Source organism: Methylobacillus sp., assembly GCF_036844465.1.
Taxonomy (GTDB): Bacteria; Pseudomonadota; Gammaproteobacteria; order Burkholderiales; family Methylophilaceae; genus Methylobacillus.
Window position 1 is genome coordinate 101,911 of the sequence record NZ_DAIUFW010000001.1, and the last position, 23,757, is coordinate 125,667.

Annotated in this window: 19 protein-coding genes and 2 tRNA genes; 12 read left to right on the forward strand and 9 right to left on the reverse strand. The window is 54.8% G+C overall.

The features are described from left to right. Nucleotides 1-309: 309 nt before the first annotated feature. From dapC to mnmC, 4 genes are all read right to left on the reverse strand, one after another. The gene (gene dapC, locus V7Z75_RS00520) at nucleotides 310-1,500 is read right to left on the reverse strand and encodes a succinyldiaminopimelate transaminase (protein WP_334106353.1); all 1,191 of its coding nucleotides are present in this window, start codon (nucleotides 1,498-1,500) and stop codon (nucleotides 310-312) included. 42 nt (nucleotides 1,501-1,542) lie between these two features. Then, the gene (locus tag V7Z75_RS00525) at nucleotides 1,543-2,637 is read right to left on the reverse strand and encodes a PilT/PilU family type 4a pilus ATPase (protein WP_334106355.1); all 1,095 of its coding nucleotides are present in this window, start codon (nucleotides 2,635-2,637) and stop codon (nucleotides 1,543-1,545) included. An 81-nt stretch (nucleotides 2,638-2,718) separates the two neighbouring features. Then, entirely contained in the window at nucleotides 2,719-4,806 is a 2,088-nt protein-coding gene (locus V7Z75_RS00530; protein ID WP_334106357.1) for an O-linked N-acetylglucosamine transferase, SPINDLY family protein, read from the reverse strand. A 39-nt stretch (nucleotides 4,807-4,845) separates the two neighbouring features. Further along, complete coding sequence (mnmC, locus tag V7Z75_RS00535) at nucleotides 4,846-6,795, reverse strand: bifunctional tRNA (5-methylaminomethyl-2-thiouridine)(34)-methyltransferase MnmD/FAD-dependent 5-carboxymethylaminomethyl-2-thiouridine(34) oxidoreductase MnmC (RefSeq protein WP_334106359.1); 1,950 nt, start codon at nucleotides 6,793-6,795, stop codon at nucleotides 4,846-4,848. A 100-nt stretch (nucleotides 6,796-6,895) separates the two neighbouring features. Between mnmC and modA the strand changes: the two genes are divergently transcribed. The 4 genes from modA to V7Z75_RS00555 are packed head-to-tail and all read left to right on the forward strand — an operon-like array spanning nucleotide 6,896 to nucleotide 9,938. Continuing rightward, complete coding sequence (modA, locus tag V7Z75_RS00540) at nucleotides 6,896-7,666, forward strand: molybdate ABC transporter substrate-binding protein (RefSeq protein WP_334106361.1); 771 nt, start codon at nucleotides 6,896-6,898, stop codon at nucleotides 7,664-7,666. Between the two features lie 6 nt (nucleotides 7,667-7,672). Continuing rightward, nucleotides 7,673-8,353, forward strand: coding sequence for a molybdate ABC transporter permease subunit (modB, locus tag V7Z75_RS00545; protein WP_334106363.1), 681 nt, complete (start codon nucleotides 7,673-7,675; stop codon nucleotides 8,351-8,353). Then, entirely contained in the window at nucleotides 8,343-9,395 is a 1,053-nt protein-coding gene (locus V7Z75_RS00550; RefSeq protein WP_334106364.1) for an ABC transporter ATP-binding protein, read from the forward strand. The genes modB and V7Z75_RS00550 overlap by 11 nt, the downstream gene beginning before the upstream one ends. Nucleotides 9,396-9,443: 48 nt before the next feature. Then, complete coding sequence (locus V7Z75_RS00555) at nucleotides 9,444-9,938, forward strand: class I SAM-dependent methyltransferase (protein WP_334106366.1); 495 nt, start codon at nucleotides 9,444-9,446, stop codon at nucleotides 9,936-9,938. Here the strand turns inward: V7Z75_RS00555 and V7Z75_RS00560 are convergent. Next, nucleotides 9,928-10,638 (reverse strand): S24 family peptidase, encoded by a 711-nt coding sequence (locus V7Z75_RS00560; protein ID WP_334106368.1) that lies wholly within the window; start codon nucleotides 10,636-10,638, stop codon nucleotides 9,928-9,930. The two genes, V7Z75_RS00555 and V7Z75_RS00560, sit on opposite strands and share 11 nt — an antisense overlap. A gap of 437 nt (nucleotides 10,639-11,075) precedes the next feature. On the opposite strand from V7Z75_RS00560, the gene V7Z75_RS00565 reads away from it, so the two are divergent. Next, nucleotides 11,076-12,248, forward strand: a complete 1,173-nt coding sequence (locus V7Z75_RS00565) for a phospholipase A (RefSeq protein ID WP_334106370.1) — start codon at nucleotides 11,076-11,078, stop codon at nucleotides 12,246-12,248. Between the two features lie 10 nt (nucleotides 12,249-12,258). Here the strand turns inward: V7Z75_RS00565 and V7Z75_RS00570 are convergent, their stop codons facing one another. The 4 genes from V7Z75_RS00570 to queF form a co-directional block, all read right to left on the reverse strand. Further along, nucleotides 12,259-12,564 (reverse strand): hypothetical protein, encoded by a 306-nt coding sequence (locus V7Z75_RS00570; protein WP_334106372.1) that lies wholly within the window; start codon nucleotides 12,562-12,564, stop codon nucleotides 12,259-12,261. 156 nt (nucleotides 12,565-12,720) lie between these two features. Beyond that, nucleotides 12,721-12,796 (reverse strand) — tRNA-Glu (locus V7Z75_RS00575). Nucleotides 12,797-12,832: 36 nt separating this feature from the next. Next, nucleotides 12,833-12,908: transfer RNA gene (locus V7Z75_RS00580), tRNA-Ala, on the reverse strand. A 132-nt stretch (nucleotides 12,909-13,040) separates the two neighbouring features. Then, complete coding sequence (gene queF / locus V7Z75_RS00585) at nucleotides 13,041-13,460, reverse strand: preQ(1) synthase (protein ID WP_334106374.1); 420 nt, start codon at nucleotides 13,458-13,460, stop codon at nucleotides 13,041-13,043. 62 nt (nucleotides 13,461-13,522) lie between these two features. Here queF and smc point away from each other — a divergent pair, with 62 nt between their 5' ends. The 7 genes from smc (at nucleotide 13,523) to V7Z75_RS00620 (ending at nucleotide 23,448) form a co-directional block, all read left to right on the forward strand. Then, a complete protein-coding gene (smc, locus tag V7Z75_RS00590; RefSeq protein WP_334106375.1) occupies nucleotides 13,523-17,029 on the forward strand; it encodes a chromosome segregation protein SMC in 3,507 nt (1,168 codons plus the stop codon). A 94-nt stretch (nucleotides 17,030-17,123) separates the two neighbouring features. Continuing rightward, a complete protein-coding gene (locus V7Z75_RS00595) occupies nucleotides 17,124-18,416 on the forward strand; it encodes a cell division protein ZipA C-terminal FtsZ-binding domain-containing protein (RefSeq protein ID WP_334106376.1) in 1,293 nt (430 codons plus the stop codon). Between the two features lies 1 nt (nucleotide 18,417). After that, nucleotides 18,418-20,502, forward strand: a complete 2,085-nt coding sequence (gene ligA, locus V7Z75_RS00600; RefSeq protein ID WP_442919850.1) for an NAD-dependent DNA ligase LigA — start codon at nucleotides 18,418-18,420, stop codon at nucleotides 20,500-20,502. Then, complete coding sequence (cysQ, locus tag V7Z75_RS00605; RefSeq protein ID WP_334106378.1) at nucleotides 20,499-21,299, forward strand: 3'(2'),5'-bisphosphate nucleotidase CysQ; 801 nt, start codon at nucleotides 20,499-20,501, stop codon at nucleotides 21,297-21,299. Before ligA ends, cysQ begins: the two co-directional genes overlap by 4 nt. 2 nt (nucleotides 21,300-21,301) lie before the next feature. Next, nucleotides 21,302-22,201 carry a tetratricopeptide repeat protein gene (locus V7Z75_RS00610; protein ID WP_334106380.1) on the forward strand — a complete coding sequence of 300 codons (900 nt, stop codon included), beginning with the start codon at nucleotides 21,302-21,304 and terminating at the stop codon, nucleotides 22,199-22,201. Between the two features lie 208 nt (nucleotides 22,202-22,409). Beyond that, entirely contained in the window at nucleotides 22,410-23,081 is a 672-nt protein-coding gene (locus tag V7Z75_RS00615) for a mechanosensitive ion channel family protein (protein WP_334106382.1), read from the forward strand. 163 nt (nucleotides 23,082-23,244) lie between these two features. After that, on the forward strand, nucleotides 23,245-23,448 hold the full coding sequence (locus V7Z75_RS00620) for a cold-shock protein (RefSeq protein WP_334106384.1): 204 nt from the start codon (nucleotides 23,245-23,247) through the stop codon (nucleotides 23,446-23,448). The last annotated feature ends 309 nt before the right edge of the window (nucleotides 23,449-23,757 follow it).

The window sequence follows — 23,757 nt, forward strand, 5'->3', positions numbered from 1 at the left end:
GGTTGACGGTAAAAAAATACGTTCCGCCTGCATGCCAAATGCGCCGATAGTCCATGAGTGAGAGTGTATTGGAGAGGCGGAATTCGGCGCAATGCCCGTTGGTTATTGCCGCCCTACGCTGGCTATAAGAGAGGCGCTGGCTTACTTCAACAAGCCAAGCAAGAGGATGAAAACAAACAGGGCCACCATCTATTTCAGTGCACCTATGATACAGGCGTGGACAAAGGCGTCGATGGGTCTTCTGGTTTTTTCAACATGAATGGATCGCAGTCTGCAAATGAAAATAATCGGCTAAATTAAGAGCTTGATTCAATATGCTTGCGCAAGCTGACGAATACGGCTGGCTGCTTCCATGCACTCATCCAGCGAAGCCACCAGCGCAATGCGGATGAATCCCTGGCCGGGATTGACGCCGTGCGCCTCGCGCGCGAGGAAGCTGCCTGGCAGCACCGTGACGTTGTAGTCGCGGTATAGCCGCAACGCAAACTCGGTATCTGATTGTCCGGTGTAGGCCCAGAGGTAGAAGGCGGCATCCGGCAGTTCCACATCCAGCACTTCCTGCAATACCGGTGTGACGGTGGCGAATTTCTCGGCATACAGGCGGCGGTTTTCCACTACATGCACTTCGTCCTGCCAGGCCGCCACGCTCGCGGCCTGCACGGCCGGGTTCATGGCGCAGCCGTGATAGGTGCGGTAGAGCAGGAATTTCTCCAAGATTTTTGCGTCGCCCGCGACGAAGCCCGAGCGCATGCCCGGCACGTTGGAGCGTTTCGACAGCGAGCTGAATACCACCAGGCGGTTGTAGTCGCGTCCCAGCAGGCGTGCGGCCTGCAATGCGCCCAAGGGCGGCTCGGTTTCGTCGAAATAGATTTCCGAATAGCACTCGTCCGCGGCGATCACGAAACCGTAGCGGTCGGAGAGGGCGAAGATTTCTTTCCATTGCTCCAGGCTCAATACCTTGCCAGATGGGTTGCCGGGAGAGCAGACATACACTAGTTGCGTGCGTTGCAGGACGCTTTCCGGCACGGTTTCGAACGCCATGGCGAAATCATTGCTTGGCAAGGTATTGAGGAAATAGGGTTCCGCGCCTGCCAGCAATGCCGCGCCTTCATATATCTGGTAGAAGGGATTGGGGCTGATGACTACGGGTTGCGGCAGGCTGCTGTCGATGACGGTCTGGGCAAAGGCGAACAAGGCCTCGCGGCTGCCGTTGACCGGGATGATCTCCGTGTCCGGGTTCAATGCTGGTATCTGGTAGCGCCCGGCGATCCAGGCGGAGATGGCTTCACGCAGTTTGGCAATGCCAAGCGTGGTGGGATAGGTAGCCAGCCCGGACAGATTGTCTGCCAGCGCGGAGGAAATCAGCGCTGGCGTCGCGTGCTTGGGTTCGCCGATTGATAAATTGATGGGCTGGTATTCCGGGTTGGGCGTTGTGCCGGCGAACAGGTCGCGCAGGCGTTGGAATGGGTAGGGTTGCAGTTTGTAGAGGTCTGGATTCATGGGCCCCATTATAAACGCAGACGACCTCGGGCAATAGCCAGGCTAGTCTCCAAACCCGCCTTTCGCGCCTTCGGCGTCAAAGCGGATCTTGAGCGACAGGTCATTGCGGGAGTCTGCGCTGGCGAGCGCATTGTCTTCTGTAATATCGCCTTTTCTGAATAGCTCGAACAGGGATTGGTCGAAGGTGTGCATGCCGATATCCCGGTTGTTGCCCATGACATCCTTAATTTCTTCCAGCTTGGATTTAAGGATCAACTCGGAAATATAAGGCGTATTGATGAGCACTTCGGTAGCCACGACACGTTTGGCCTTGGTGCCCGGCAACAGGCGTTGCGACACGATCGCCACCAGGTTGAGGGAAAGACTTAGCTGGATGGCCTGCTTGCCGTCTTGAGGAAAGAAGGAAAGGATGCGTTCCAATGCCTGGTTTGCATTGCTGGCATGCAGGGTTGCCAGGCACAAATGCCCGGTTTCGGAATAGGCGATAGCGTGCTTCATGGTTTCCATGTCGCGGATTTCGCCGATGAGGATGACATCAGGCGCCTGCCGCATGGCATTTTTCAGGCCGTTCTCGAAACTCAGGGTGTCAATGCCGATTTCACGCTGGTCCACCACGGATTTCTTGTGCTCGTGCATGAATTCGATGGGGTCTTCCAAGGTAAGGATGTGACCATCGCAAGTGCGGTTGCGATGGTCGATCATGGAAGCCAGTGTCGTGGATTTTCCGGAGCCGGTCGCACCGACCACCAGGATCAACCCGCGCTGGCGCATGATGAGCTCGTTCAGCACCTCGGGCAGGCCTAGGCTCTGCAGGCTGGGGATAACGTGCTTGATATAGCGGATCACCATCGCGACCTCGCCGCGCTGGCGGAAGACATTGATGCGGAAGCGCCCGACCCCATGCATGCTAAAGGCAAAATTCATCTCCAGCGTTTGTTCAAACTCTTTTTGTTGCGCGGGCGACATGATGGAATAGGCGATTTCCTTGACCGCGCCCGGCGTCATGACCTGGTTATTGATGGGAGAAGTCTTGCCGTCGATTTCGATATGAATGGTGGTGCCGGTGCTGAAGAACAGATCAGAGCCGCTTTTTTCGACCATGAACTTGAGAATGGGGGTGATATCAATTGCCGCCATGATGCCTTCCTGATTTTTTGTTTGCGGCTACTTTATCATAAGGCGCCGGGAGCAAGCTTGCGCATAGCATTGCCATGCGTATCAAACAGCAGCCTGATGATAGAGCTGCGCCAGCCTGCGATAAAGCGCTTCTATATCCTGTGTAAAACCTGCCGTATCGAACAATGGCGTGATTTCACGGGTGTTTGCCAGGTGCTGGCGGTATTCCTGCAATAGTTCCGGATGAAGCGCAAGCTGCAAAGCCAGCGCCTCGTATTCAACTGAACTGCTTGTCACGAGACGCCCCAGCCCGGCTGCCTGCAACAGGCTGGCGGCCACCCGGCTGGCAAAGGTGCTGCCGCTGCATGTGACCAACGGCAGCCCCATCCACAAGGCGTCGCTGGCGGTAGTGTGGGCATTGTAGGGGGCTGTGTCCAGGAACAGGTCGGCATGGACGTGCCGGGCAAGGTGCTGGTCCAGCGGTATGCGTGGTGCGAACACCAGACGCGAGGCCGCAATGCCGTGCTGTTCCGCCGACTGTCTTAAATTCTGGCTGGCAAGTGGATGGCACTCCAGCAGCCAGAGTACGCTGCCGGGAGTGGCCTGCAGCAGGCGCATCCAGCAGGCGAACACATCCGGCGTGATCTTAAAGCTTTGGTTAAAGCAGCAATACACAAACGCGCCTTCCGGCAGATGGCAGGATGCGCGGCTTGGCGTGGCGGCTACCGGGCGCTGGCTGTCGTTGGGCTGATAGGCGTGCGGCAGCAATGCCAGCGTTTCAGCGTAATGCGCCTGGTCTGTTTCCGGTGTGATGACGGCGTCGCTGATCAGGTAATCCACGAACGGCGCGCCCATGGTGCCAGGGAATCCGAGCCAGGAAGCCTGGATGGGGGCGGGCCGGAAGGCCAGTATGCCGCTGCGGCTGGACTGGGTGTAGCCTGTGAGGTCAACCAGGATATCCACCTTGTCGGCATGAATGCGTTCAGCCGCCGCCTGCAATGACAGAGGACGGATATCGACAAAATGATCCACTGCCTGCTGCAGGCGCTGGCGGGCGGGCGTTTGGTCGTCCACGCCGTAGGAATAGGCGCTGATGACGAATTGATCACGGTCATGCAGTTCGAACATTTCCGTGACGAGGGAGGCCAGCGGGTGCAGCCGGAAATCGCAGGACAGGTAGCCGATATGCAATTTCCGGTTGACCGTCGGAGTATGTTGCGCCAGCGGAGGACATGCCAGTAAATGGCCGTAACGGTGGTTTGTCCAGTTTCTGGCGCAGCTCAATTGTTCTGCTGGCGTCGTCCCTGGCATGGCGAGAAAGGCAAAAGGCGAAACCTGCGCTTGCGGGATTTCATTGACCCAGCTACGGATTTCAGCCACATCGGCATCAAGGTATCGCCAATCGCAAAGATGCTGGCGTTGGTGCGCCAAGTGCACTCTGGCGTGATACAGATCGGGCTTGATCTCCAGCGCGCGCTCATAACAAGCGATGGCTTCAGGCAATTGCTGCAATTCCCGCAGCACATTTCCCAGGTTGTTGTGGGTATCGGCATCCTGTGGCGCGATTTGCAGCGCATAGCGATAACTTTCTGCTGCCTGGGCAGGCTGCCCCAACTCGCGCAAGGCATTGCCCAGGTTGTAATGCCAGGCGGGATTGCCTGGCTGCAGCATGGCCAGCTCGCGGAAATAGCGCTCAGCATCGGCGAAATGCGCGGTTTGATGCGCCTGATTGCCCAGTGTTTGCAATACGGCGCACAAACCTGCATGGAGATCCGGGTCTTGCGGCGACCGTTGTCTGGCTTCCAGGTAAGCTGTTCTCGCGGATAACAGGTCGCCGGCCGCATGATATGCCCCGGCCAGGTTTTGCCAAAGATCGCTATCCTCGGGAGCCAATGTCAGCCCCTGACGGAATTGCCGGATGGCAGCTTCGAATTGTCCCGCGGCACGCAAGGCCAGGCCCAGGTTGTTGTGCTGGTCGGCATCGCCGGGATTGACCTGAATGGCATTACCTATCAGCTCGGCGGCTTTCTGATGCCTGCCGGACTGGTGGCACAGCACGCCGTAATAATGCAGGCCGTAGGCATGAAGGGGGACAATAGTCAGGAGCTGCTGGTAAAGCCTCTCTGCCTGCGGCAGCTTGCCTTGGCGATGAGCGTCCAGGGCTTGATGAAATAATTGATCTGGATTCATGGCTGCATTAAACCATATTCAGGCGAACCGGCGGCCTGTTCACTCTTGCTGATATGCGGGATAACAGGCCAGGCCGCGCGCCAGGCGTTTCAATCCCAGTTTGCGCAATGCGAAGCGATTGGGATCCAGCGCGGCAAGCAATTCATTCCCCACTGGCGCGGGCTCATGGTGAATGGCGCAGGCCAGCATTTCCGCGGCAATCGGGGCCGTGGTGAGTCCCTTGGAGCCATGGCCGGTATTGACATACAGCCCCGGCAGCCATGGCAGGCTGGAAGCGGGATCGGCAGTATAGCGCGGCGGTGTTGCTTCCAGCGCCTGCGCATCCAGGATGGGGCCAACCAGCGGCAAGTAATCCGGGCTGGTGCAACGGATGGCGGCACGGCCTTCCAGGGGTTGCGGCAGCAAGGCCTCATGCAGCGTAGGCGCCATGTGCTTGAGCATGGCAAGGTTCTGCATGTGTTCTTCTCTACGAACGGCGGTATTTGTATCGTGCGGCACAAACGTCGCGCCCAGGCAATAGCCATCCTCCAGCAGCGGGCTGATATAGCCATCGGTGCATAATAAAGTATTAAGCACCGGCGCTCCGGCAATAGGCTTTAACTGGCTGACCTGGCCGCGCACCTGCTCCAATGGCAAATGCCTGGTCTGGGGAAAATGGGCAGCCTGCGCGGCATTGGCGATGACCACGATCTCGGCCTCAGCAAGCAATTGCTTGCCAGCCCACACCTGCCAGCCCGCATCCCGGTGCCTGATATCGGTCACATGCGTGGCGAGCTTCTGGGTGATATTGGGATGCGACGCCAACGCCTCACAATAGGCGCTGGGCCTGACCCAGCCAGCCTCGGGAAAATGCAATGCGCCATACTGCAGTGGTATTCCGGCAATCTGGCTGGCCTCTTCCTGCTCAACCCAATGCAGGAGTTCGGGTGAAAATCCGCGGCTGGTGATGGCTTGGCAGCGTTCCAGTTCACGTTCGTCAAAAGCCAGTTGCAGCATGCCGCAACGCGCATGATTTTTTGCATCCAGTCCCAGTTGTTGCAATAGGCGCAAGCCATGCAGATAGCCTGCCAGCGACAAGCGTTCCAGTGGAATATCCTGACGCGCCAAGGCAGGGTAGAGCACGCCGACAGGGTTGCCGGATGCATGTTGCGCCAGCGCATACTCCTGCTCGATCAGGCTGACCTGCCAGCCACGTTCCGCAAGAACGCGGGCCGTCGAGGTGCCTGCGATGCCGCCACCGATGACTACAGCCTGCCGCGGCTGGATATTGCTGGGTTCGTTTTTACTAAAACTGCCGCAGAGCATGTCCCGCTTACGGCCATATCCCGCTACCTTGTGCACTTCGAAGCCTGCATCCTGCAAGCCGCGCTTGACGACACCGGCGCTGGTGAAGGTGGCAAACGTGGTGTGCCGATGAGAGTGGGTGGCCATATTGGCGAATAATGTTTCCTGCCACATATCAGGGTTACGCGAAGGGGCGAACCCGTCCAGAAACCACGCATCGGCATGACTGTGCAGCCGTGGCAGCAACTCATGCAGATCGCCGATCAACAGGGTCAATTGTACTCGGCCCTGGTCGAATACCAGCCGCTGCCAGCCGGGAACGATCTGGCGGTATTGCTCAAGCAGCGCGGTGCTGTATTGCTGAAGCTCGGGCCACAGCGCAAGCGCGCGAGCCAGGTCGGCATGGCTGAGCGGGAATTTCTCGATGCTGACGAAATGCAGCCTAGCCCGTGTGGGAGCGGTTCGCATCCAGAGCTGCCAGGCGCAAAGAAAGTTGAGGCCGGTGCCAAAGCCGGTTTCAACAATGGTGAAGCTGGGCTGTTTCAGCGCCTGCCAGCGTTCGGCAAGCTGATTATGCTGGAGAAATACATGCCGCGTTTCTTCCAGCCCGCTTTCACGCGAAAAATACACGTCGCCGAACTGGGAGGAATAGGGCTGACCTTCATGCCATTCCAGTTGGGTTTGTGGATGAGCTTTTATAAACATATTCTTTTTCTGATTTGATTCATTATAATATTGCGTTATATTAATCCAAATATAATGAAGTCATTTCCAAATACTTTTCGCTAACAGAAAGCACACCATCATGAAATCCAGAATCCTGCGCCTAGCCTTTTTTCTGGGGCTGGTTTTTAACCTCGCTGCCCATGCCGACCCGGCACGCATTGCAGCAGCAGCTGACCTCAAATTCGTCCTGGAAGAACTGGTTCAGGCATTCGAGCAGCAGGGTGGCGAGAAACCTGCCGTGACTTATGGTTCATCTGGCGCCATTACCACGCAAATCACGCATGGCGCTCCTTTTGAGCTGTTTCTCTCCGCCGATGAGGATTATGTCTTCAAGCTCCATACCGGCGGCTTAACCAAGGATGAGGGCGTATTGTACGCTACCGGCCACCTGGTGATCGTCGCGCCCAAGCAGGCAGCATTGGAGGTAGATGCTGAACTCAAGGGTTTGCAGGCGGCAGTGAAGGCAGGTAAGCTGCAACGCTTTGCGATTGCCAATCCCGAGCATGCACCTTACGGACGCCGCGCTGTGGAAGTGCTGAAGCACGCGGGACTATGGGAGCAGATACAGCCCAAGCTGGTATTGGGCGAGAATGTGGCCCAGGCCGCGCAATTCGCCACCAGTGGCTCCGCGGATGGCGGCATCGTGGCGTTATCGCTGGTAAAATCCCCGCAATTGATCAATAGCGTCAAATATGCCGAAATCCCCGAAAGCTGGCACACCCCGCAACGCCAGCGCATGGTGTTGCTCAAGAACGCTGGCGGCAATGCCCAGGCGTTCTATGACTTCCTCCAGCAGCCTGCCGCCCGACAGGTATTCCGCCGTTACGGTTTTGCCTTGCCGGGCGAATAAGCGCTGATGGACTGGATTGCACTAGGGCTATCGCTCAAGCTTGGCATCATGACGATATTGGTCCTGGTGCCGCTGGCTATTTTGGCAGCGCGCGGGCTGGCTTATTGCCGCTTTCCCGGCAAGCCTATGGTCGAAGCGCTGCTGGCGGTGCCATTGGTGCTGCCGCCTACCGTGGTGGGCTATTACCTCTTAGTCGGTCTGGGCAGCCAGTCCTGGCTTGGCCAATGGCTCATGCAGTGGACGGGGCATTTGCTGGTATTTCATTTCTCCGGACTGCTGATTGCTTCCATCATTGTCAACATTCCGTTCGCGGTGCAGCCCATTCAGCGCGGCTTTGAATCCATTCCGCAGGAGGTGCGCGATGCAGCGGCCTGCTGCGGCATGTCGCGGTTGCGTACCTTGCTGACGGTGGAGCTGCCGCTTGCCTGGCCGGGTATCGTGACTGCGATCGTGCTGACTTTTGCCCATACGCTGGGCGAGTTTGGCGTGGTGCTGATGGTAGGCGGCAGCCTGCCCGGTGAAACCAAGACCATCGCCATCAGTATCTACGACCGGGTCCAGGCGCTGGATTTCGATGCGGCAGGCAGCATGTCGCTACTATTGTTAGTGTTTTCCATCATTGTGCTGGCGCTTGCCAACAGTTTATCCAGGCGCTTTGGCAGGCGCGGGGGCTATCATGGCCTCTGACCTCAAGCTGCATCTCAGGCAACGCCGCCCGTTTGCCATGGATGTTGCCTTGCAGTGCCGCGCGGGAGAATTGCTGGCATTGCTTGGGCCTTCCGGCTGCGGTAAATCCACATTGCTGCGCATGATTGCCGGGTTGCAGCACGCCGAATCAGGCGACATCACTCTCAACGGGGAGACTTGGTTCAACGATTCAATCCGTTTGAAGCCACAACAACGCCATATCGGCTATGTACCGCAGCATTACGGCCTGTTTCCACACATGACGGCAGAAGAAAATATCCGCGCGGCGCTTCATCATCTCTCCCGGCAGGAGCAGAAAGAACGCGCCACGCTCTGGCTGGAGCGCGTAGGGTTGTCAACATTGGCTTACCGTAAACCGGCAGAGCTTTCCGGTGGCCAGCAGCAGCGGGTGGCGTTGGCGAGGGCATTGGCAGCTGATCCCAGCATCCTGTTGCTTGATGAGCCATTCTCGGCGCTCGATAGCATCACACGGGATGGCTTACACCGCACCTTGGCTACGCTCAAGCCGCAGCTCAACATTCCCATGATTCTGGTGACGCATAACCTGGTAGAAGCGCAATTGCTGGCAGACAGCCTGGCCGTGATGGGACAGGGGCGCATCCTGCAACAAGGCACCCCGGATGAAGTCTCCAAGCGACCAATCAATACTGACGTAGCGGCCTTGACCGGCATGCACAATATATTGTCCGGCAGGGTCATACATGTGTCAGACAGCTATAGCGTGCTGTCTGTTGGTGACCAAACGCTGGAAATACCACACTCTTTGGTGATCAATAGCAACGTGCAATGGTGCGTGCCGCAAGAGGCAATCAGCCTGTTGGTATCGTCCGGTGAAGCTGCGAACCTGGTAGGCAATATTCGGCACCTGGTCCAGCTGGGGTCGCAATGGCTGGTTAGCGTTGCCCTGCCTGGAACAAGCGATGCACTGGAGCTGCGCTGTCCGGCAGTTATTCCTCTTGCCATTGGGCAACCTGCGCGATTGGCAGTGCGCACGGAACATATTCATATTCTTGAGTCTTAGAAAATGAGTGTTGTTGACTCTCATCTATCATCTCCCTCAGCATGGCTGATGCAATACAGCCATCTGATCCCGCCTCGCGGCAGGGTGCTGGATGTAGCTTCTGGCGCCGGGCGCAATGCCACCTGGCTTGCGCGGCAGGGGTTCAGGGTGACGGCGGTAGATAGAGATGCAGGAGCGCTGGCGATATTGGCAAACCTGGCCCCAGATATAGAAACCCAGGTATGTGACCTTGAGCAGGGCGGCTGGCCATATTCAGGCAAGCAGTTTGATGCCATCGTGGTGTGCCGTTACCTGCACCGGCCAATGCTGCCAGAATTAGCTCGGAGCCTGGTACATGGCGGCGTGCTGATTTATGAAACTTTCATGCAGGGGCATGAGCAATATGGCCGGCCAAAAAATCCAGAATTTCTACTAAAAAACAATGAATTAGCAGATGTTTTTAAACTATTTCTGAAGATTGTGGCGTATGAGGAAGGACTGCTTCAATTGCCGCCAAATCCCGCTATTCTGCAACGGATAGCGGCTGTGCGTACTACAGCTTGAAGCGCCCAAACTTGAATGGAATCACCTTGCCAATCACATTGAAACCCTTGGCTTCTTCCGCGGTATAGATTTCAGGCGGCAAATCGCCGTCATTGTCATTCCTCACGACGACCGCGCCATCCAGCCGCAACTGCACCCGCTTGATGCGGATAAAGTCATTCTGGCCGATCACGTAAACGGCATTGTCATCAAACGCACGGCAGCGCATATCCACTAATATTTCATCACCGTCGAGCATGGACGGCTCCAGACTGGTGCCCCTGACCGTGAATATTTTCAGGTGTTGAAAAGGTGCTTCCAGTTGGTTGCTGGCCGGGTTGAAATCAATGCTTTCCACCAGGTATTCATCCAGCGATTCATAGTGATAACTGGGCTTGTTGTAACGGGCAACTTTGCTTGTATCTACCAGGTAATCATTGGCTACATGACGTTTTGCGGCACCGGAACCGGTCGTATAGTGATGCGGAGGAGTGTATCCCTCCGGGTACTGCCAGTTGATTAACTGCATCAGCGCTGAAGGCGGGTGATACTTTTTTGTCTTGCCTTTTCTGCCACGGCTTGCCACTTCGATATAGGGCCATTTTTCCGCATTGACAATCACATCCCAACCCTGGCGCGTGCCTGGCTTCCCCGGCAATTGCATCTCGGCCAACTCTTTGCATGAAAAATACAATGTTTCATTTTCAATAGGAGAGGGCATAGGGATTTTCATAAAATAAACTTCGATTTAAATATTGACAATAAATAATTGCTTATTTGCTATTACATGGTAGGACGAAGCTATACCTACAGCTTAAATTCATTACTATTCTTAACAACTATCAATCAAATGAGTGTTGCGTCTCTGTCATTTCAAGGAAGTGTTCGACAGCGATCCATCATACTCTTGATCGTCATATATGCAAGCAGGGCGTAATTAGCATTACGCTTTCATTCCCACGCGCTGCTGAACTCTATTTATCGCAATTTATTGATTGCGAATCACATGTTGTTAAGCTAATTGACAATAATGCCAAATCCGTGTGTGTTACAAGAGGAAACTCTCTGCCTTTATCCTGATCTACTTTATCTATTGACAAAATTGAGCAATGACAAGTTCATGCTAATCTGTCACCTAACTATTCATCAGGAATACCCATGTCTTTTATCCAATATGCACAGGCAGCAATCATGTGCTTGCCTATGCTTTATGTGTCATCTCACGCATGGGCTGAAGATCAATGGTTGCTTGTCGCCCAAGGCGAAGCTATCAATGTAGGGCAATCACTATCCTTCAAGATAATCAAACCTGGCAATGCTGCTGAATGGCCAGCCAGCATGCATATCAAGCTTTCAGGCGCCGGCAGCAGTAATGAAGACATTGAACTGGTTGCGCGCGTAAGCAGCGAAGCAAACCAGATCAGCCGGGAGTATAGCGGTATGCCTCGCCAGGCATTTGTCGGCGTGGTGCGGGCTACACTGGCGGAACAGCCTTCCAACACAGTATTGCTATTAGCCAATAACGAGTCCGTGATTGCGACAGAAGCAAAGGACTCCACCCAGGTTGCTACCACTGAAAATGTTGCTCCGCAGGTTGTGATCGCAGCTCCTGACGATGAGCCTGCACTAAGTGCCGAGGAGCCGGTCTATTTCCTCTTTGGTCATAGGAATGAGCATGGATGGGATGCGCGTTTCCAGATCAGCTTTAAATACCGCCCATTTGAACCCAAAGGCTCGGTGGCGCAATTCGCTCCATTTTTGAGCAATCTCTATTTCAGCTATACCCAAACGACTTTGTGGGATCTTGGCAGCGATTCCAGCCCATTCCGCGATACGAGTTACCGTCCCGGTCTGTTCTATCATTTGGCGGGCAATACTCACGGCTGGCTTCCCGCGCATTGGCGCATCGGCGTGGAACATGAATCAAACGGGCAGGGCGGAAACGACTCGCGCTCCCTTAATACTGCCTATATACGTCCCAGCTGGCAGATCAATTTTGCCAGCGGCAGAAAATTGGTCTTCTCACCCAAGATTTATACCTATCTCGACAAGGATGAAAATCCGGATATCCAGCATTACCGGGGCTATGCAGATTGGCAATTACGTTATGGTAGAGAGGATGGTCTCATGCTCACCGGACTATATCGCCAGGGAACGCGCGGCTACGCCACCGGCCAATTGGACATTACCTATCCCCTGAGCGACCGCATCCTTTCCCGTACCGGCACGTTCGCGCATTTGCAGCTATTTTCCGGCTATGGCGAGACATTACTTGATTACGACCAAGACAGAGATACCCAGATCAGGTTGGGGATTTCCATCACCAGATAGCAGGCAGAATTCAGGAGTGCAGCATGCCAGAAATCACCAAAGCAAGCGCAACAAGACCGCATATCGCTCCGATAATGGCGGCTATGGCGCCAACCCATATCAGCCGGTGAGGTTTTGTTGCTTTGGCGACTTCTTTTTTCAAAGCGTCGAATTGCTCTTGTAGCTGACGCTTCTCAAGCTCTGACCGGATTGCCTGCATGGTATAGGCTGATACAAGGCCTTTATAGATCATGGATTCGCCAGCGGCAATCTTGTCTAGCTCATCGCTGGTGAGATTTCTGATTTCATTTAAATTGATTTTGACGTGTTTTAGCATAATGAATTAGAGACTGCTAAAGTAAATGAGCTCTGAGTGTCAGTTCACTGTCTGGAGAAAGAGTAGGAATGATGACTTGGAAATGAGTATGTTACTAAAGAGAAACCCGGCGTGACCTGCAAGATTAATTACACAGGATCAACGCCGGGATCAATATGGCGTCCCCACGGGGATTCGAACCCCGGTTACCGCCGTGAAAGGGCGATGTCCTAGGCCTCTAGACGATGGGGACTTCATCGTCGGAACCCGGAAAACCGGGTTCCATATTTGGTGGAGATAAGCGGGATCGAACCGCTGACCTCTTGCATGCCATGCAAGCGCTCTCCCAGCTGAGCTATACCCCCGAAAAAGAGCCGCTATATTAATGAGCCAACTGACACCTGTCAACGCCTCAGCGCAATTTAAATCAATAAACCGCTATTTTTCTTGCAACAGACGTTTGAGCTGCTCAGCAAAGCACTGCCACGCTGGCGGAATCAACCGCGGATATTAGATTGCGATGCAAACTCGGCCAGCTCGACGCGGGGCTGCGGCTGCCAGCCCGGCTTGCGGTGTTCTGCGACCACATTGGTGAAAATACCGCCGCGCACGTAGAACTTGGCGGTCAGGCGCATGAATTTGGGATCAGTCGCCGCTACGAGGTCGTCCAGGATGCGGTTGGTGACCGCCTCATGGAAGCAGCCTTCCTCGCGGAAGGACCAGATATAGAGCTTGAGGCTCTTCAATTCCACGCATTTCTGGTCGGGGATGTAGTCCAGGTAGAGCACGGCAAAATCCGGCTGGCCGGTCTTGGGGCACAGGCAGGTGAATTCGGGGATTTCCATATGGATATGGAAATCACGTCCGGGATTAGGGTTGTCGAAGGTTTCCAAATCTTTGCTGGGTTGACTAGACATAAGGGCTACCGTATAAATCGGGTTGTTCAAAAAAGTGTCATTATAGCCAAGAGCTCCACCAATTGCGCCTTACTCACCTCAAGCTTGCCGGCTTCAAGTCCTTCGTCGATCCCACCACCTTGCATATACACGGCCAGCGCGTGGGCGTGGTGGGGCCGAACGGCTGTGGAAAATCCAATGTCATGGAGTCCATCCGCTGGGTGCTGGGGGAGTCCAGCGCCAAGGAAATGCGCAGCGAGTCGATGGACGATGTGATTTTCAACGGCTCGGGCAACCGCAAGCTGGCTTCCCGCGCAAGCGTCGAACTTATCTTTGACAACAGCCTTGGCGGCGCTGCGGGAGAGTGGTCGCAATATGCCGAAATATCCGTCAAGCGCGTGATCGAGCGGGAAAGAGGCTCTACTTACTTTATTAACAATACTGCGGTGCGCCGCCGCGACGTGGCCGATTTGTTCCTGGGTACCGGACTTGGCGGCCGCGCCTATGCCATCATCGGCCAGAACACCATTTCCCGCATTGTGGAAGCCCGGCCGGAGGAAATGCGGGTATTCCTGGAAGAAGCCGCGGGTATCTCAAAATACAAGGAACGACGTCGAGAGACGGAAAACCGTTTGCGCGATACCCGCGAAAATCTGGTCCGGGTGGAAGATATCAGCCAGGAAATGGATAAGCAGATTACCCGGCTGGAGTCCCAGGCTGCGGTGACCTTGCAATATCAAGGGTTGCAATCCAGCCTGCGCCTTACCCAGGGCCAGCTGTGGTTATTGAAAAAGCGTGATGCCGGCATGCAGTGGGAGAAGGCCCAGGCCCTTGTGAACCGCTTGGGCATCGAGTTGGAGGCGCAAATGGCAGCACTGCGCCAGGCAGAAAGCGGACTGGAATCCTTGCGCCAGCGGCATCACGAGGCATCCGCCGGTCTGCAGGCCGCGCAAGCCGCCTATTATGAAGCCAATGCGGAGGTCTCCCGCTACGAACAGCAACTGCGTCATGCGCAGGAAAACCACTCCCGTTTGCAGGTGCAGTTGCAGCAGATTGATGCTCAGGCGCTTAAGCTAGGACAGCAGCATCTTGAGGTAAGTGAAAAACTAACCGGCCTGCAGCAACAGCATCACACTGCCAGCCAGGAAGAAACGGATGCTGCCGAGCAACTAGCGGCATTGAAGCAAAAGCTGCCTGAAATGGATCGGGCTTTCCAGTCCGCGCTGCATATCCACTCGGCGGCGCAGCGCGCCATGCATGAAGCTGAGCAGGCCATCCGCCTGGAAGATACCAATATCAGGCATGCCGAGCGTAACTTCTCCGATATCAGCCAACGGTTGCAGCGCTTGCGTCAGGAATTAAACAATCTCAGGCTGCCGGATGAAACCAAACTGCATAAACTGGAAACTGAATTCAAGGAAAGCACAGCCTGGCAAATTGAGCGGGAGCAACAATTACAGCAACTGAGGGAACTGGAATCCCACCAGGCTGAGCTGATCAAGACATTGCGCGAGAACATGCAGCAATCCGAGCGCCAATTGACCCAGGCCGAGGCTGAAGCTGCCTCTCTGCGCAAGATACAAGCCTCTTTGGGCCAGCAAGGAAAATTGGAAAGCTGGTTGCGCGACCAAGGGTTGGATGGGTGCGAACGCCTGTGGCAAAAGATCAGGATCACACCCGGCTGGGAAACCGCAGTGGAAGCGGTATTGGGTGCTCGGCTCAATGCGTTGATGGCTTCGCAAAATCAGAACCCGTTATCACTGGTCGCAGAGCGCCCGCCTGCTGCGCTGGTGTTGGCCCTGCCTGATAAGGGGGACGTTGTTTCGGCTACGGCACAGCGCTTGAGCACCATGGTCGAAGTGCAGGACTCAGCAGTGCACGCCTTGATCATTCATTGGCTGGACAATGTGCTGATCGCGCAAACCACAGTTGAAGCGCAGGCGATATGTATATCGCTACCGCCAGGGCAAAGTGTGGTTACTGCTGCTGGCGATATATATGATCGCCATAGCATTAGCCTGCATGTGCAGAATTCGGAACTGCATGGCGTGCTGGAACGCCAGCGTGACCTTGATGCGCTGGAAGCTGTGTTACCGGAGATGCGCCGGCTCTTGCAGGAAGCGCAAAATGCCTTGCAAGAGGCAGAACTAAAACAGCAGGAACAACGCCAGCAGCAACAGCAACTGCAGCAGCAATTACGCCAAACCAGCCAGGCGCAGCATCAGCGCAGCTTGCAGATTCAGCAGCTAACCCAGGAAAAGCAGCATGTCGCCCAGCGCCGCCAAGGTCTGGAAAAGGATATTGCTAGCCTCGCAGTACAACAGGAACAGTTGCAGCAGGAGTGTCAGCAGCAGCGGCAAAAACTTGATGAGTTGCAAGCATCGCTCAGCCAGTTGCAAACCCAGCGCCAAACAGCCCAAACCAAACGCAATGCCATGGAAAGCGAATTGAGCGCGGCACGCGCCGCCTGGCAAAAAGCCGAACGCACAGCGCAGGAAAAAACGTTCAACCATAAATTGCTGGCCACCAGCTTGTCGGATAGCCAACACCGCTTGAGTGCGATCCAGGAAGAGCAGCAGGGTATTGCTGCCCGCCGTCAGGAAACATTGGAATTGCTCGCGGTTTCAGACCTGGAAAACCTGAAGGCCAGCCTGGAAGCTGCGCTTGCCTTCAAGCATCAGCATGAGGCGGCACTGGCAAACGCGCGCGATGCCCTGGCTGAAACCGAGCATGTATTGCAGCAACAGGAGCGCAGCCGCATGCAGTGCGAACAATCGCTGCATCCGCTGCGCGACAGACTGGAACAATCTCGCCTGAATGAGCAGCAAGCCAGATTGTATTTTGAGCAATGCCAGCAGAGCTTGCAGGAATGCGGCTTGGATGAGGGCGAGTTGGTGCATGGTCTGACTGCCAATACCAAGGCTTCCGACCTTGAGCGCAGGATTGCTTCCCTGGGGCAGGATATCGAAGCGCTCGGCCCGGTGAATCTCGCGGCCTTGCAGGAACTCGAAAGCGAACGCGAGCGCAAGCATTATCTGGATAGCCAGGCGGCGGATCTCGAGCAGGCGATTACCACGCTGGCAGACGCGATACGGCGCATAGACCGTGAGACTCGCAGCCGCTTGCAGCACACTTACGACGAGGCCAACCGCAATTTTGCTGAACTATTCGCCGAGCTATTCGGCGGAGGTCAGGCCAAGCTTGAAATGCTGGGCGACGAAATCTTGGATACCGGCATGCAGGTATTCGCGCAACCACCCGGCAAAAAGAACAGTACAATCCATCTTCTGTCCGGCGGCGAAAAGGCATTGACGGCCCTAGCGCTGGTATTCGCGCTATTCAGGCTCAATCCGGCGCCGTTCTGCCTCATGGATGAAGTGGATGCGCCGTTGGACGACAGCAATACCGAGCGTTTTTGCGCCTTGGTGAAAAAAATGTCCGAGCGCACGCAATTTTTATTTGTCAGCCATAATAAAATAACCATGGAAATGGCCCAGCAGCTCGTGGGGGTCACCATGCAGGAATCCGGCGTTTCACGTATTGTGGAAGTGGATATCGCTGCCGCATTGCAAATGCATGAAGCGACATGATGGGAACGCCGCCCTTGACGCCAAAAGCGCATTCAACATGTTTAACAAGTTCAGGATCACTTAAGCAGATCAAAAAGCGTGGAGTATCAAAATAATGACTGATCTACATTGGGCCTTATTGGGGCTGGGCGCACTTATCATTGGCGCCGTACTTGCCTTCAATTGGTGGCAGGAACGCAAATTCCGGCAAACATTCAAGCGCTTGGATGAGCCTGAGTACGATGCGCTGATGGAAGAGGCCCGCGCGGTCCGCAATGAGGAATTCCATATCGACCACAGCATGGTCAGGGATATTGATGATGCGCCTGTCGAGGAGCTCCAGGAGCAATCCGAGGTTGAACAGCAAGCCCGGCAAGCTGATGAGTATCAATACGAAGCGTCATACGAACCTGAAGTGCCTGTTGCCCCTTCCACACCTGAGCCTAGCATCACAGATTATGCTCCCGCCGCTACAGAGGAACTGCCACCGTGGGAAGATGAGCCTTCGACACAGCTTGACCATGAGACTGAGCCGGAATTTTCTCCCCAGCCAGTCACGCTTCCCGTCATTACCATTCCGCCGGAAGTGAATCCCGAAATCGACCTGGTCGCCGTGCTTTCCCTGGCTGCTCCTGCCAGCGGCCAGGCATTGCGTGAATTCTTGCTCTCCATCACGGACATCGACAAGCCGGTGTATGCGTATGGCTTGGGTGACGACCAGCGCTGGCACCTGCTGACGCGGGAACAGGAAGCCGCTCATTTCCATGCTGCCGTCTGCAGCTTGCAGCTCGCAGACCGCGCAGGCGCTGTTTCAACCGGTACCTTGTCGCGCTTTCACCTGGCAGTGGAAGAGTTGGCGCAAGCGCTGGGTGCCAGCCTGGAATGGCTGAATGTGGACAATGCATTGCAACAGGCCAGGGAGCTTGACCAATTCTGCATCGAGGTGGATCAACTGGTGAGTTTCCACTTGGTGCAGGGAAATGGATCATTTACCGGCACCAAGCTCCGTGGCCTTGCCGAGGCCGGCGGCCTGTCGCTGGGCGAGGATGGCGCTTATCATTATGTGGCAGAGAATGGCGACGGCAATCCGCATGTGCTGTTCTCCGTGGTAAACCAGGACAACCAGCCATTCGGCGTGGATATGCTGCGTACTTCAGTTATCCGCGGACTGATTTTCCAGCTGGATATCCCGCGGGTGCAAAACTATGTTGAAGCCTATAACCACATGGTGTTGCTAGCCCGACAGATGGAGCACAGCCTGGGGGCGCATCTGGTGGACGACAAGCAACGCGCGCTCAACGATATGCAGATCGACAAGATCCGCCAGCAGGTCAAGCTGATTCACGACAAGATGATTGCGCACGGCATTATGCCAGGGCAGGCTTATGCCTTGCGCCTGTTCTCCTGACATGGCGGATATGCAAACAGGACTGTTTCCTGAGCAGGAACCTGCTACTAAACCGCCGGAGTTGCTGAAAACGGCGGAAGAGTTACGCGCCACCCTTCGGCGCTACGATCATGAATACTATGTGCTGGATGCGCCCAGCGTGCCGGACAGTGAATATGACCGGATGTTTCGCGCGCTCCAGGCACTGGAAAACGAACACCCGGAGCTGCTGACGCCAGATTCGCCCACGCAACGCGTCGGTGGTGCTCCCATGGGCGAACTGATGCCAGTCCGGCATCGCATTCCCATGCTATCAATTGAAACAGAAACCGATATCACGCCGCAAGGCGCTTATAACTTCGATGCGCGTGTGCGCAAAAAGCTTGGATTGCTGCCAGAGGATGCGCCCATTGAATATGCCGCGGAACTGAAATTCGACGGCCTGGCCTTGAGTTTGCGTTATGAACAGGGGAAATTGGTACAGGCAGCCACTCGCGGCGACGGCGAAGTCGGTGAGGATGTCACGCATAATATTCGCACCATCCGGCAGATTCCTCTGCAATTGCATGGCGACGTGCCGGAGGTGATCGAAGTGCGCGGCGAGGTCTATATGAGCCGCCCTGATTTCGAGCGCTACAACGCCCGTCAGCGCGAGCACGGCAAGCCTGCGTTGGTCAATCCGCGTAACGGCGCTGCCGGCAGTATTCGCCAGCTCGACCCGCGCCTGGCTGCGCAACGGCCTTTGTCATTTTTTGCCTATGGCCTAGGCGAAACGCTGGGCTGGACAGTGCCGTCCACGCATGCGCAAGTGCTGGATGCCATCAAGGCATTCGGGCTGCCCGTCTGCGGCGAGTGTGTGGTAGGCCAAGGGCCGGATGTTCTGGCTGCCTTCCACCAATACATCGCTGCCAAACGCGATCAGTTATCCTATGACATCGATGGCGTGGTATATAAAGTCAACCGCCTGGACTTGCAGCGTGAACTCGGTTTTCGCTCGCGCGAACCCAATTGGGCCGTGGCGCATAAATTCCCGGCACAGGAAGAAATGACCGTGCTGGAGCAGATTGAGGTGCAAGTGGGGCGCACGGGCGCCATCACGCCGGTGGCGCGCCTGCAGCCAGTATTCGTTGGCGGCGTTACCGTCACCAATGCCACCTTGCACAACCAGGATGAAATCGACCGCAAGGATGTCCGTATTGGCGACACTGTCATCGTGCGCCGTGCCGGTGATGTGATTCCTGAAGTAGTATCTGTCGTCCAGGATAGGCGTCTGCCGGGCTCGCAGCCTTATATCTTACTGGAAGCCATCAACCACCAATGTCCGATTTGCGGCTCCCACGCCGTGCGCCTGCCAGATGAAGCTGCCGTGCGTTGCACGGGCGGTCTGTTCTGCCCGGCCCAGCGCAAGCAGGCTATGCTGCATTTCGCCTCTCGCCGCGCGATGGATATTGAAGGACTGGGAGAAAAACTCGTCGACCAACTCGTGGATGGTCAGCTTGTGGCAACATTGGCCGATATCTACCAGCTTGACCTTGGGACGCTAGAAAATCTTGACCGCATGGCGGAAAAATCCGCGCAGAATCTGCTGGATGCTTTGGAAAAGAGCAAGCAAACCACACTGGCCCGCTTTATTTACGCACTTGGCATTCGCAATGTGGGCGAGGCTACTGCCAAGGACCTGGCGCGCTATTACGGCAACCTCAATGCATTGCAGGCGGCGGATACGGGTTCCTTGCAGCAGGTGCCGGATGTAGGGCCGGTGGTAGCTAATTCGATTGCGGAGTTTTTTGCCGAAACACACAACCGTGAAGTCATCAGGAAGCTTACTGATGCCGGCGTGCATTGGGAGGAAAACGAAGGCCAACCTGCCAGCAGCGGCAAGCTGGAAGGCAAGACATTCGTACTGACCGGCACGCTTCCCACCTTATCCAGGGAACAAGCCAAGGAACGTATCGAGGCTGCTGGCGGCAAGGTAAGTGGCAGCGTTTCCAAGAAAACCAGCTATGTGGTGACCGGCAGTGAGGCAGGCAGCAAGCTTGCCAAGGCCCAGGAGCTTGGCTTGGCTATCCTGGATGAGGCTGGGCTATTGTCCCTGCTGACAGAATGAACGATGACTTTCTCCCAGCAGTGATTCAGTTGGCGCATGAGGCCGGAGCGGCCATCATGCAGGTATACCAGAGCGATTTCGCCGTAGAGCATAAGGATGATCAGTCTCCACTGACCGAGGCCGACCTGGCCGCTCAGCGGGTGATCAGTCAAGGTTTGCGAGATTTATGCCCGGAATTGCCATTGATTTCCGAAGAGTGCGAGCTTGCCCCCTATACGGAGCGCAAATGTTGGCAGCGGTATTGGCTGGTGGATCCACTGGATGGTACGCGCGAATTCGTCAAGCGCAACGACGAATTCAGTATCAATATCGCCCTTATCGACCATGGGCAGCCCGTGCTGGGCGTGGTATACGCCCCAGCGCTGGATTTATGCTACTACGCAAACAGGCAGGGAGCATACAAACAACAGAGCGGCATGCCGCCCCAACGCATTCACGCTCGCCATTTGGACTTGGGTAATATCACCATTGCCGCCAGCCGCGCTCACCCAGGGCAGAAAATCCAGGCGATGTTGCGCCATATCAGCAGCCAACATGGGGCGCCCCAAATCATCAATATGGGCAGTTCGCTCAAGATATGCCTGGTTGCCGAAGGAAAAGCCGATATGTATCCGCGGCTGGGGCTAACTGCCGAGTGGGATACCGCAGCAGCGCAATGTATTCTGGAGCAGGCGGGCGGTAAGCTGGTTGACCGTCATGGGTTACGTCTTTACTACAATCGCAAGGACACTATCCTCAACCCGGAATTTTTCGCGCGCGGCGCTACCGTGCATGACTGGAATCAATACTTGGAGTAAGCATGCTCGCTGCAAGACTGACGCTATTACTGTTGACCGGCTCTGCCATGACTTCTGCCTTTGCTGCCTCGGCAGATAACTGTCTGAAACTGCTGGGTGAAGGCCAGGCAGAGGAGGCAATCAGGCAGGCCGAGCTGGCTCTTGTTCAGATCCCAAACCATTATGAAATTTTACTATGCAAGGGCAGGGCAGAGTTAAAGCTGGAGCACAGCCAAGCCGCCATCAGCAGTTTTACGGCTGCTGAATCCGCCGCGGCTAATCCGCATCAACATCTGCTGGGTCACATTTTTAAAGGCCATGCCTATAAGGCTGGCATGCAACCAGCGCAAGCCCAGGCTAGCTACGAGGCTGCCTTGACAGTGGCTGAGCAAGAAAAAAACCAGAAATTCCAAGTTATATCTCATCTTTTGCTTGGGGAATTGCTGGTGGAAGCAGCCCAGTTTCCGCCAGCCAAACAACATTATGAACAAGCGCTCAAGCTGGCTGGTAATTATAGCGAGCGGGCAGATGCCAATTATCATCTTGCCGAACTGGAAGCGGCACAGGGCCGTTATGAGGAAGCCATACCATATCAACTGCAAGCAGTGGTCATGTATGCATCTCATGGCAGCTTTGATGAATATGCCAATGCAGGGCTGGAACTCGGCCATTATCATCTTCAGGCCAAAGAGTTTGCCAATGCGGAAAAGAATATCAACAGGGTATTGAATAAAGCTCGCGAAGCGGAAGATGCCTATTGGCTCGCTAAAAGCCATCTCTACTTGGGAATGACCTATGCAGCTTCCCAACAAACTTCACAAGCCAAGGAGTCCTTCCAGCAGGCGCTGGATATCTGTGAGGCGGTAGGTGCTGAAAAACTGGCTGCCGAGGTGCGGTTACAACTTGGCAAGCTTTCACAGTAGCCTTGCGAAATTAATAAAAAATATTAGATAAATATCATAATCTTAAAGGAAATTGATTAAGTATTACTTTAATAAAAGTGCGCTTTTGGTTTGCGATGTCCTGGCATTTACGCGAAAATATGCGCCTTGTTTAACCTCGCCAAGCAGCTGCATTGGCTCACACAAAGCTTTGATTATAAAAGCTTAAATCAATATAAGGAGTGTGCACATGCAACATCAGATTGATATTTTCCTCTCATCTCTCAACGAGTTCTGGTCCCAGGTCGCCACGTTTTTCCCCAAGATGCTGGCTGTTATCGTCATTCTGGGATTTGGCTGGGTGTGCGCCAAAATTGCCTGCCTGGGTGTCAAACGAGTGCTTGAGTTAGCCCATTTTGATAAGTTTGCCGATCGCTCCGGTCTCGAAGCATTCCTGAAACATGGTGATTTCGACCTTACTCTGAGCGGTGTGATCAGCCAGGTTGTTTATTGGCTGGTAATTCTCTTATTTGTGATTACCGGCGCCAACACCCTGGGCCTGACCGAAGTGGCCCACATGCTCAATAACCTGGCCAACTATCTGCCTAAAATTATTGTGGCCATTCTGGTGCTCATCTTCGGCACTTTGCTTGCTCGTTTCGTGAACCGCCTGGTGTTTGCCTGGCTGCATGGCATGAAATACGATGGTGCATTAAGAATCAGTACCACTACGGAATACGGTATCCAGATATTTGCTTTGTTTGTTGCCCTTGAGCAGCTCGATATCGGCACCCAATTGCTGACAGCATTGTTCGTCATCGTCTTTGGCGCCATCTTCCTGGCGCTCGCCATAGCCTTTGGCCTGGGCGGTAAAGAGAGGGCAGCCCGCCTGATCGAAGAGGCAGAATCCAAACGCAAGTAAGTGTCGCATCTCCAGCCGGCGCCGCGAGCCGGCGCTGGTTTCGTGCCAGATAATTCTTACACCATAATCAGCCACCTCCTATCCGCTCCTGAAAGCGCCTGCTTTAGCATGAGGTGGCAATTTGATATTGCCTTCACCACTCAAATGATTCGGGAGAAATAGCATGGCGTTCGGTACGGTCAAATGGTTCAACAATGAAAAAGGTTTCGGCTTCATTTCTCCAGATGATGGGGGAGATGACCTGTTCGCCCACTTTTCAGAAATCCAGGCCACTGGTTATAAAAGTCTGAGAGAAAACGACAGGGTGCAGTTTGAAATCACCCAGACAACCAAAGGGAAACAGGCTTCGCATATTCAAAAGGCTTAGCCAGGTTCCAGGGGTGATGAGAATCGCCCCGTTTCTGTTTTGCCTCCCTTTCCTCTTCAAAGGCAATTGATCAATCGCCTCGTCACTACATCAGTCAGATCATCATTTCCAGCATTATGTTTTGCAAACAGCTATGCTAGAATTCACAGTTAATATTCATGTTCGACTTAATCTCCTTTAACAAACATTAAGTTGTGCCGAATGCTGGTGCAGAACTGATTCCAGTTTTGCAATTGTTTAATTTCAACTACTTGATTGATGCCATGAAGCCAAATAGTTGGCGGGGCGTTACGATCAAAATCTCGATTT

What these genes read in the sequence shown, in the direction of transcription:
- V7Z75_RS00595 (WP_334106376.1), top strand. Translation starts at nt 17,124, where the DNA reads ATGACTGATCTACATTGGGCCTTATTGGGGCTGGGCGCACTTATCATT.
- mnmC (WP_334106359.1), bottom strand. Translation starts at nt 6,795, where the DNA reads ATGTTTATAAAAGCTCATCCACAAACCCAACTGGAATGGCATGAAGGT.
- modA (WP_334106361.1), top strand. Translation starts at nt 6,896, where the DNA reads ATGAAATCCAGAATCCTGCGCCTAGCCTTTTTTCTGGGGCTGGTTTTT.
- dapC (WP_334106353.1), bottom strand. Translation starts at nt 1,500, where the DNA reads ATGAATCCAGACCTCTACAAACTGCAACCCTACCCATTCCAACGCCTG.
- V7Z75_RS00525 (WP_334106355.1), bottom strand. Translation starts at nt 2,637, where the DNA reads ATGGCGGCAATTGATATCACCCCCATTCTCAAGTTCATGGTCGAAAAA.
- V7Z75_RS00570 (WP_334106372.1), bottom strand. Translation starts at nt 12,564, where the DNA reads ATGCTAAAACACGTCAAAATCAATTTAAATGAAATCAGAAATCTCACC.
- V7Z75_RS00555 (WP_334106366.1), top strand. Translation starts at nt 9,444, where the DNA reads ATGCAATACAGCCATCTGATCCCGCCTCGCGGCAGGGTGCTGGATGTA.
- queF (WP_334106374.1), bottom strand. Translation starts at nt 13,460, where the DNA reads ATGTCTAGTCAACCCAGCAAAGATTTGGAAACCTTCGACAACCCTAAT.
- V7Z75_RS00560 (WP_334106368.1), bottom strand. Translation starts at nt 10,638, where the DNA reads ATGCCCTCTCCTATTGAAAATGAAACATTGTATTTTTCATGCAAAGAG.
- cysQ (WP_334106378.1), top strand. Translation starts at nt 20,499, where the DNA reads ATGAACGATGACTTTCTCCCAGCAGTGATTCAGTTGGCGCATGAGGCC.
- modB (WP_334106363.1), top strand. Translation starts at nt 7,673, where the DNA reads ATGGACTGGATTGCACTAGGGCTATCGCTCAAGCTTGGCATCATGACG.
- V7Z75_RS00530 (WP_334106357.1), bottom strand. Translation starts at nt 4,806, where the DNA reads ATGAATCCAGATCAATTATTTCATCAAGCCCTGGACGCTCATCGCCAA.
- V7Z75_RS00610 (WP_334106380.1), top strand. Translation starts at nt 21,302, where the DNA reads ATGCTCGCTGCAAGACTGACGCTATTACTGTTGACCGGCTCTGCCATG.
- V7Z75_RS00620 (WP_334106384.1), top strand. Translation starts at nt 23,245, where the DNA reads ATGGCGTTCGGTACGGTCAAATGGTTCAACAATGAAAAAGGTTTCGGC.
- V7Z75_RS00550 (WP_334106364.1), top strand. Translation starts at nt 8,343, where the DNA reads ATGGCCTCTGACCTCAAGCTGCATCTCAGGCAACGCCGCCCGTTTGCC.
- V7Z75_RS00565 (WP_334106370.1), top strand. Translation starts at nt 11,076, where the DNA reads ATGTCTTTTATCCAATATGCACAGGCAGCAATCATGTGCTTGCCTATG.
- ligA (WP_442919850.1), top strand. Translation starts at nt 18,418, where the DNA reads ATGGCGGATATGCAAACAGGACTGTTTCCTGAGCAGGAACCTGCTACT.
- V7Z75_RS00615 (WP_334106382.1), top strand. Translation starts at nt 22,410, where the DNA reads ATGCAACATCAGATTGATATTTTCCTCTCATCTCTCAACGAGTTCTGG.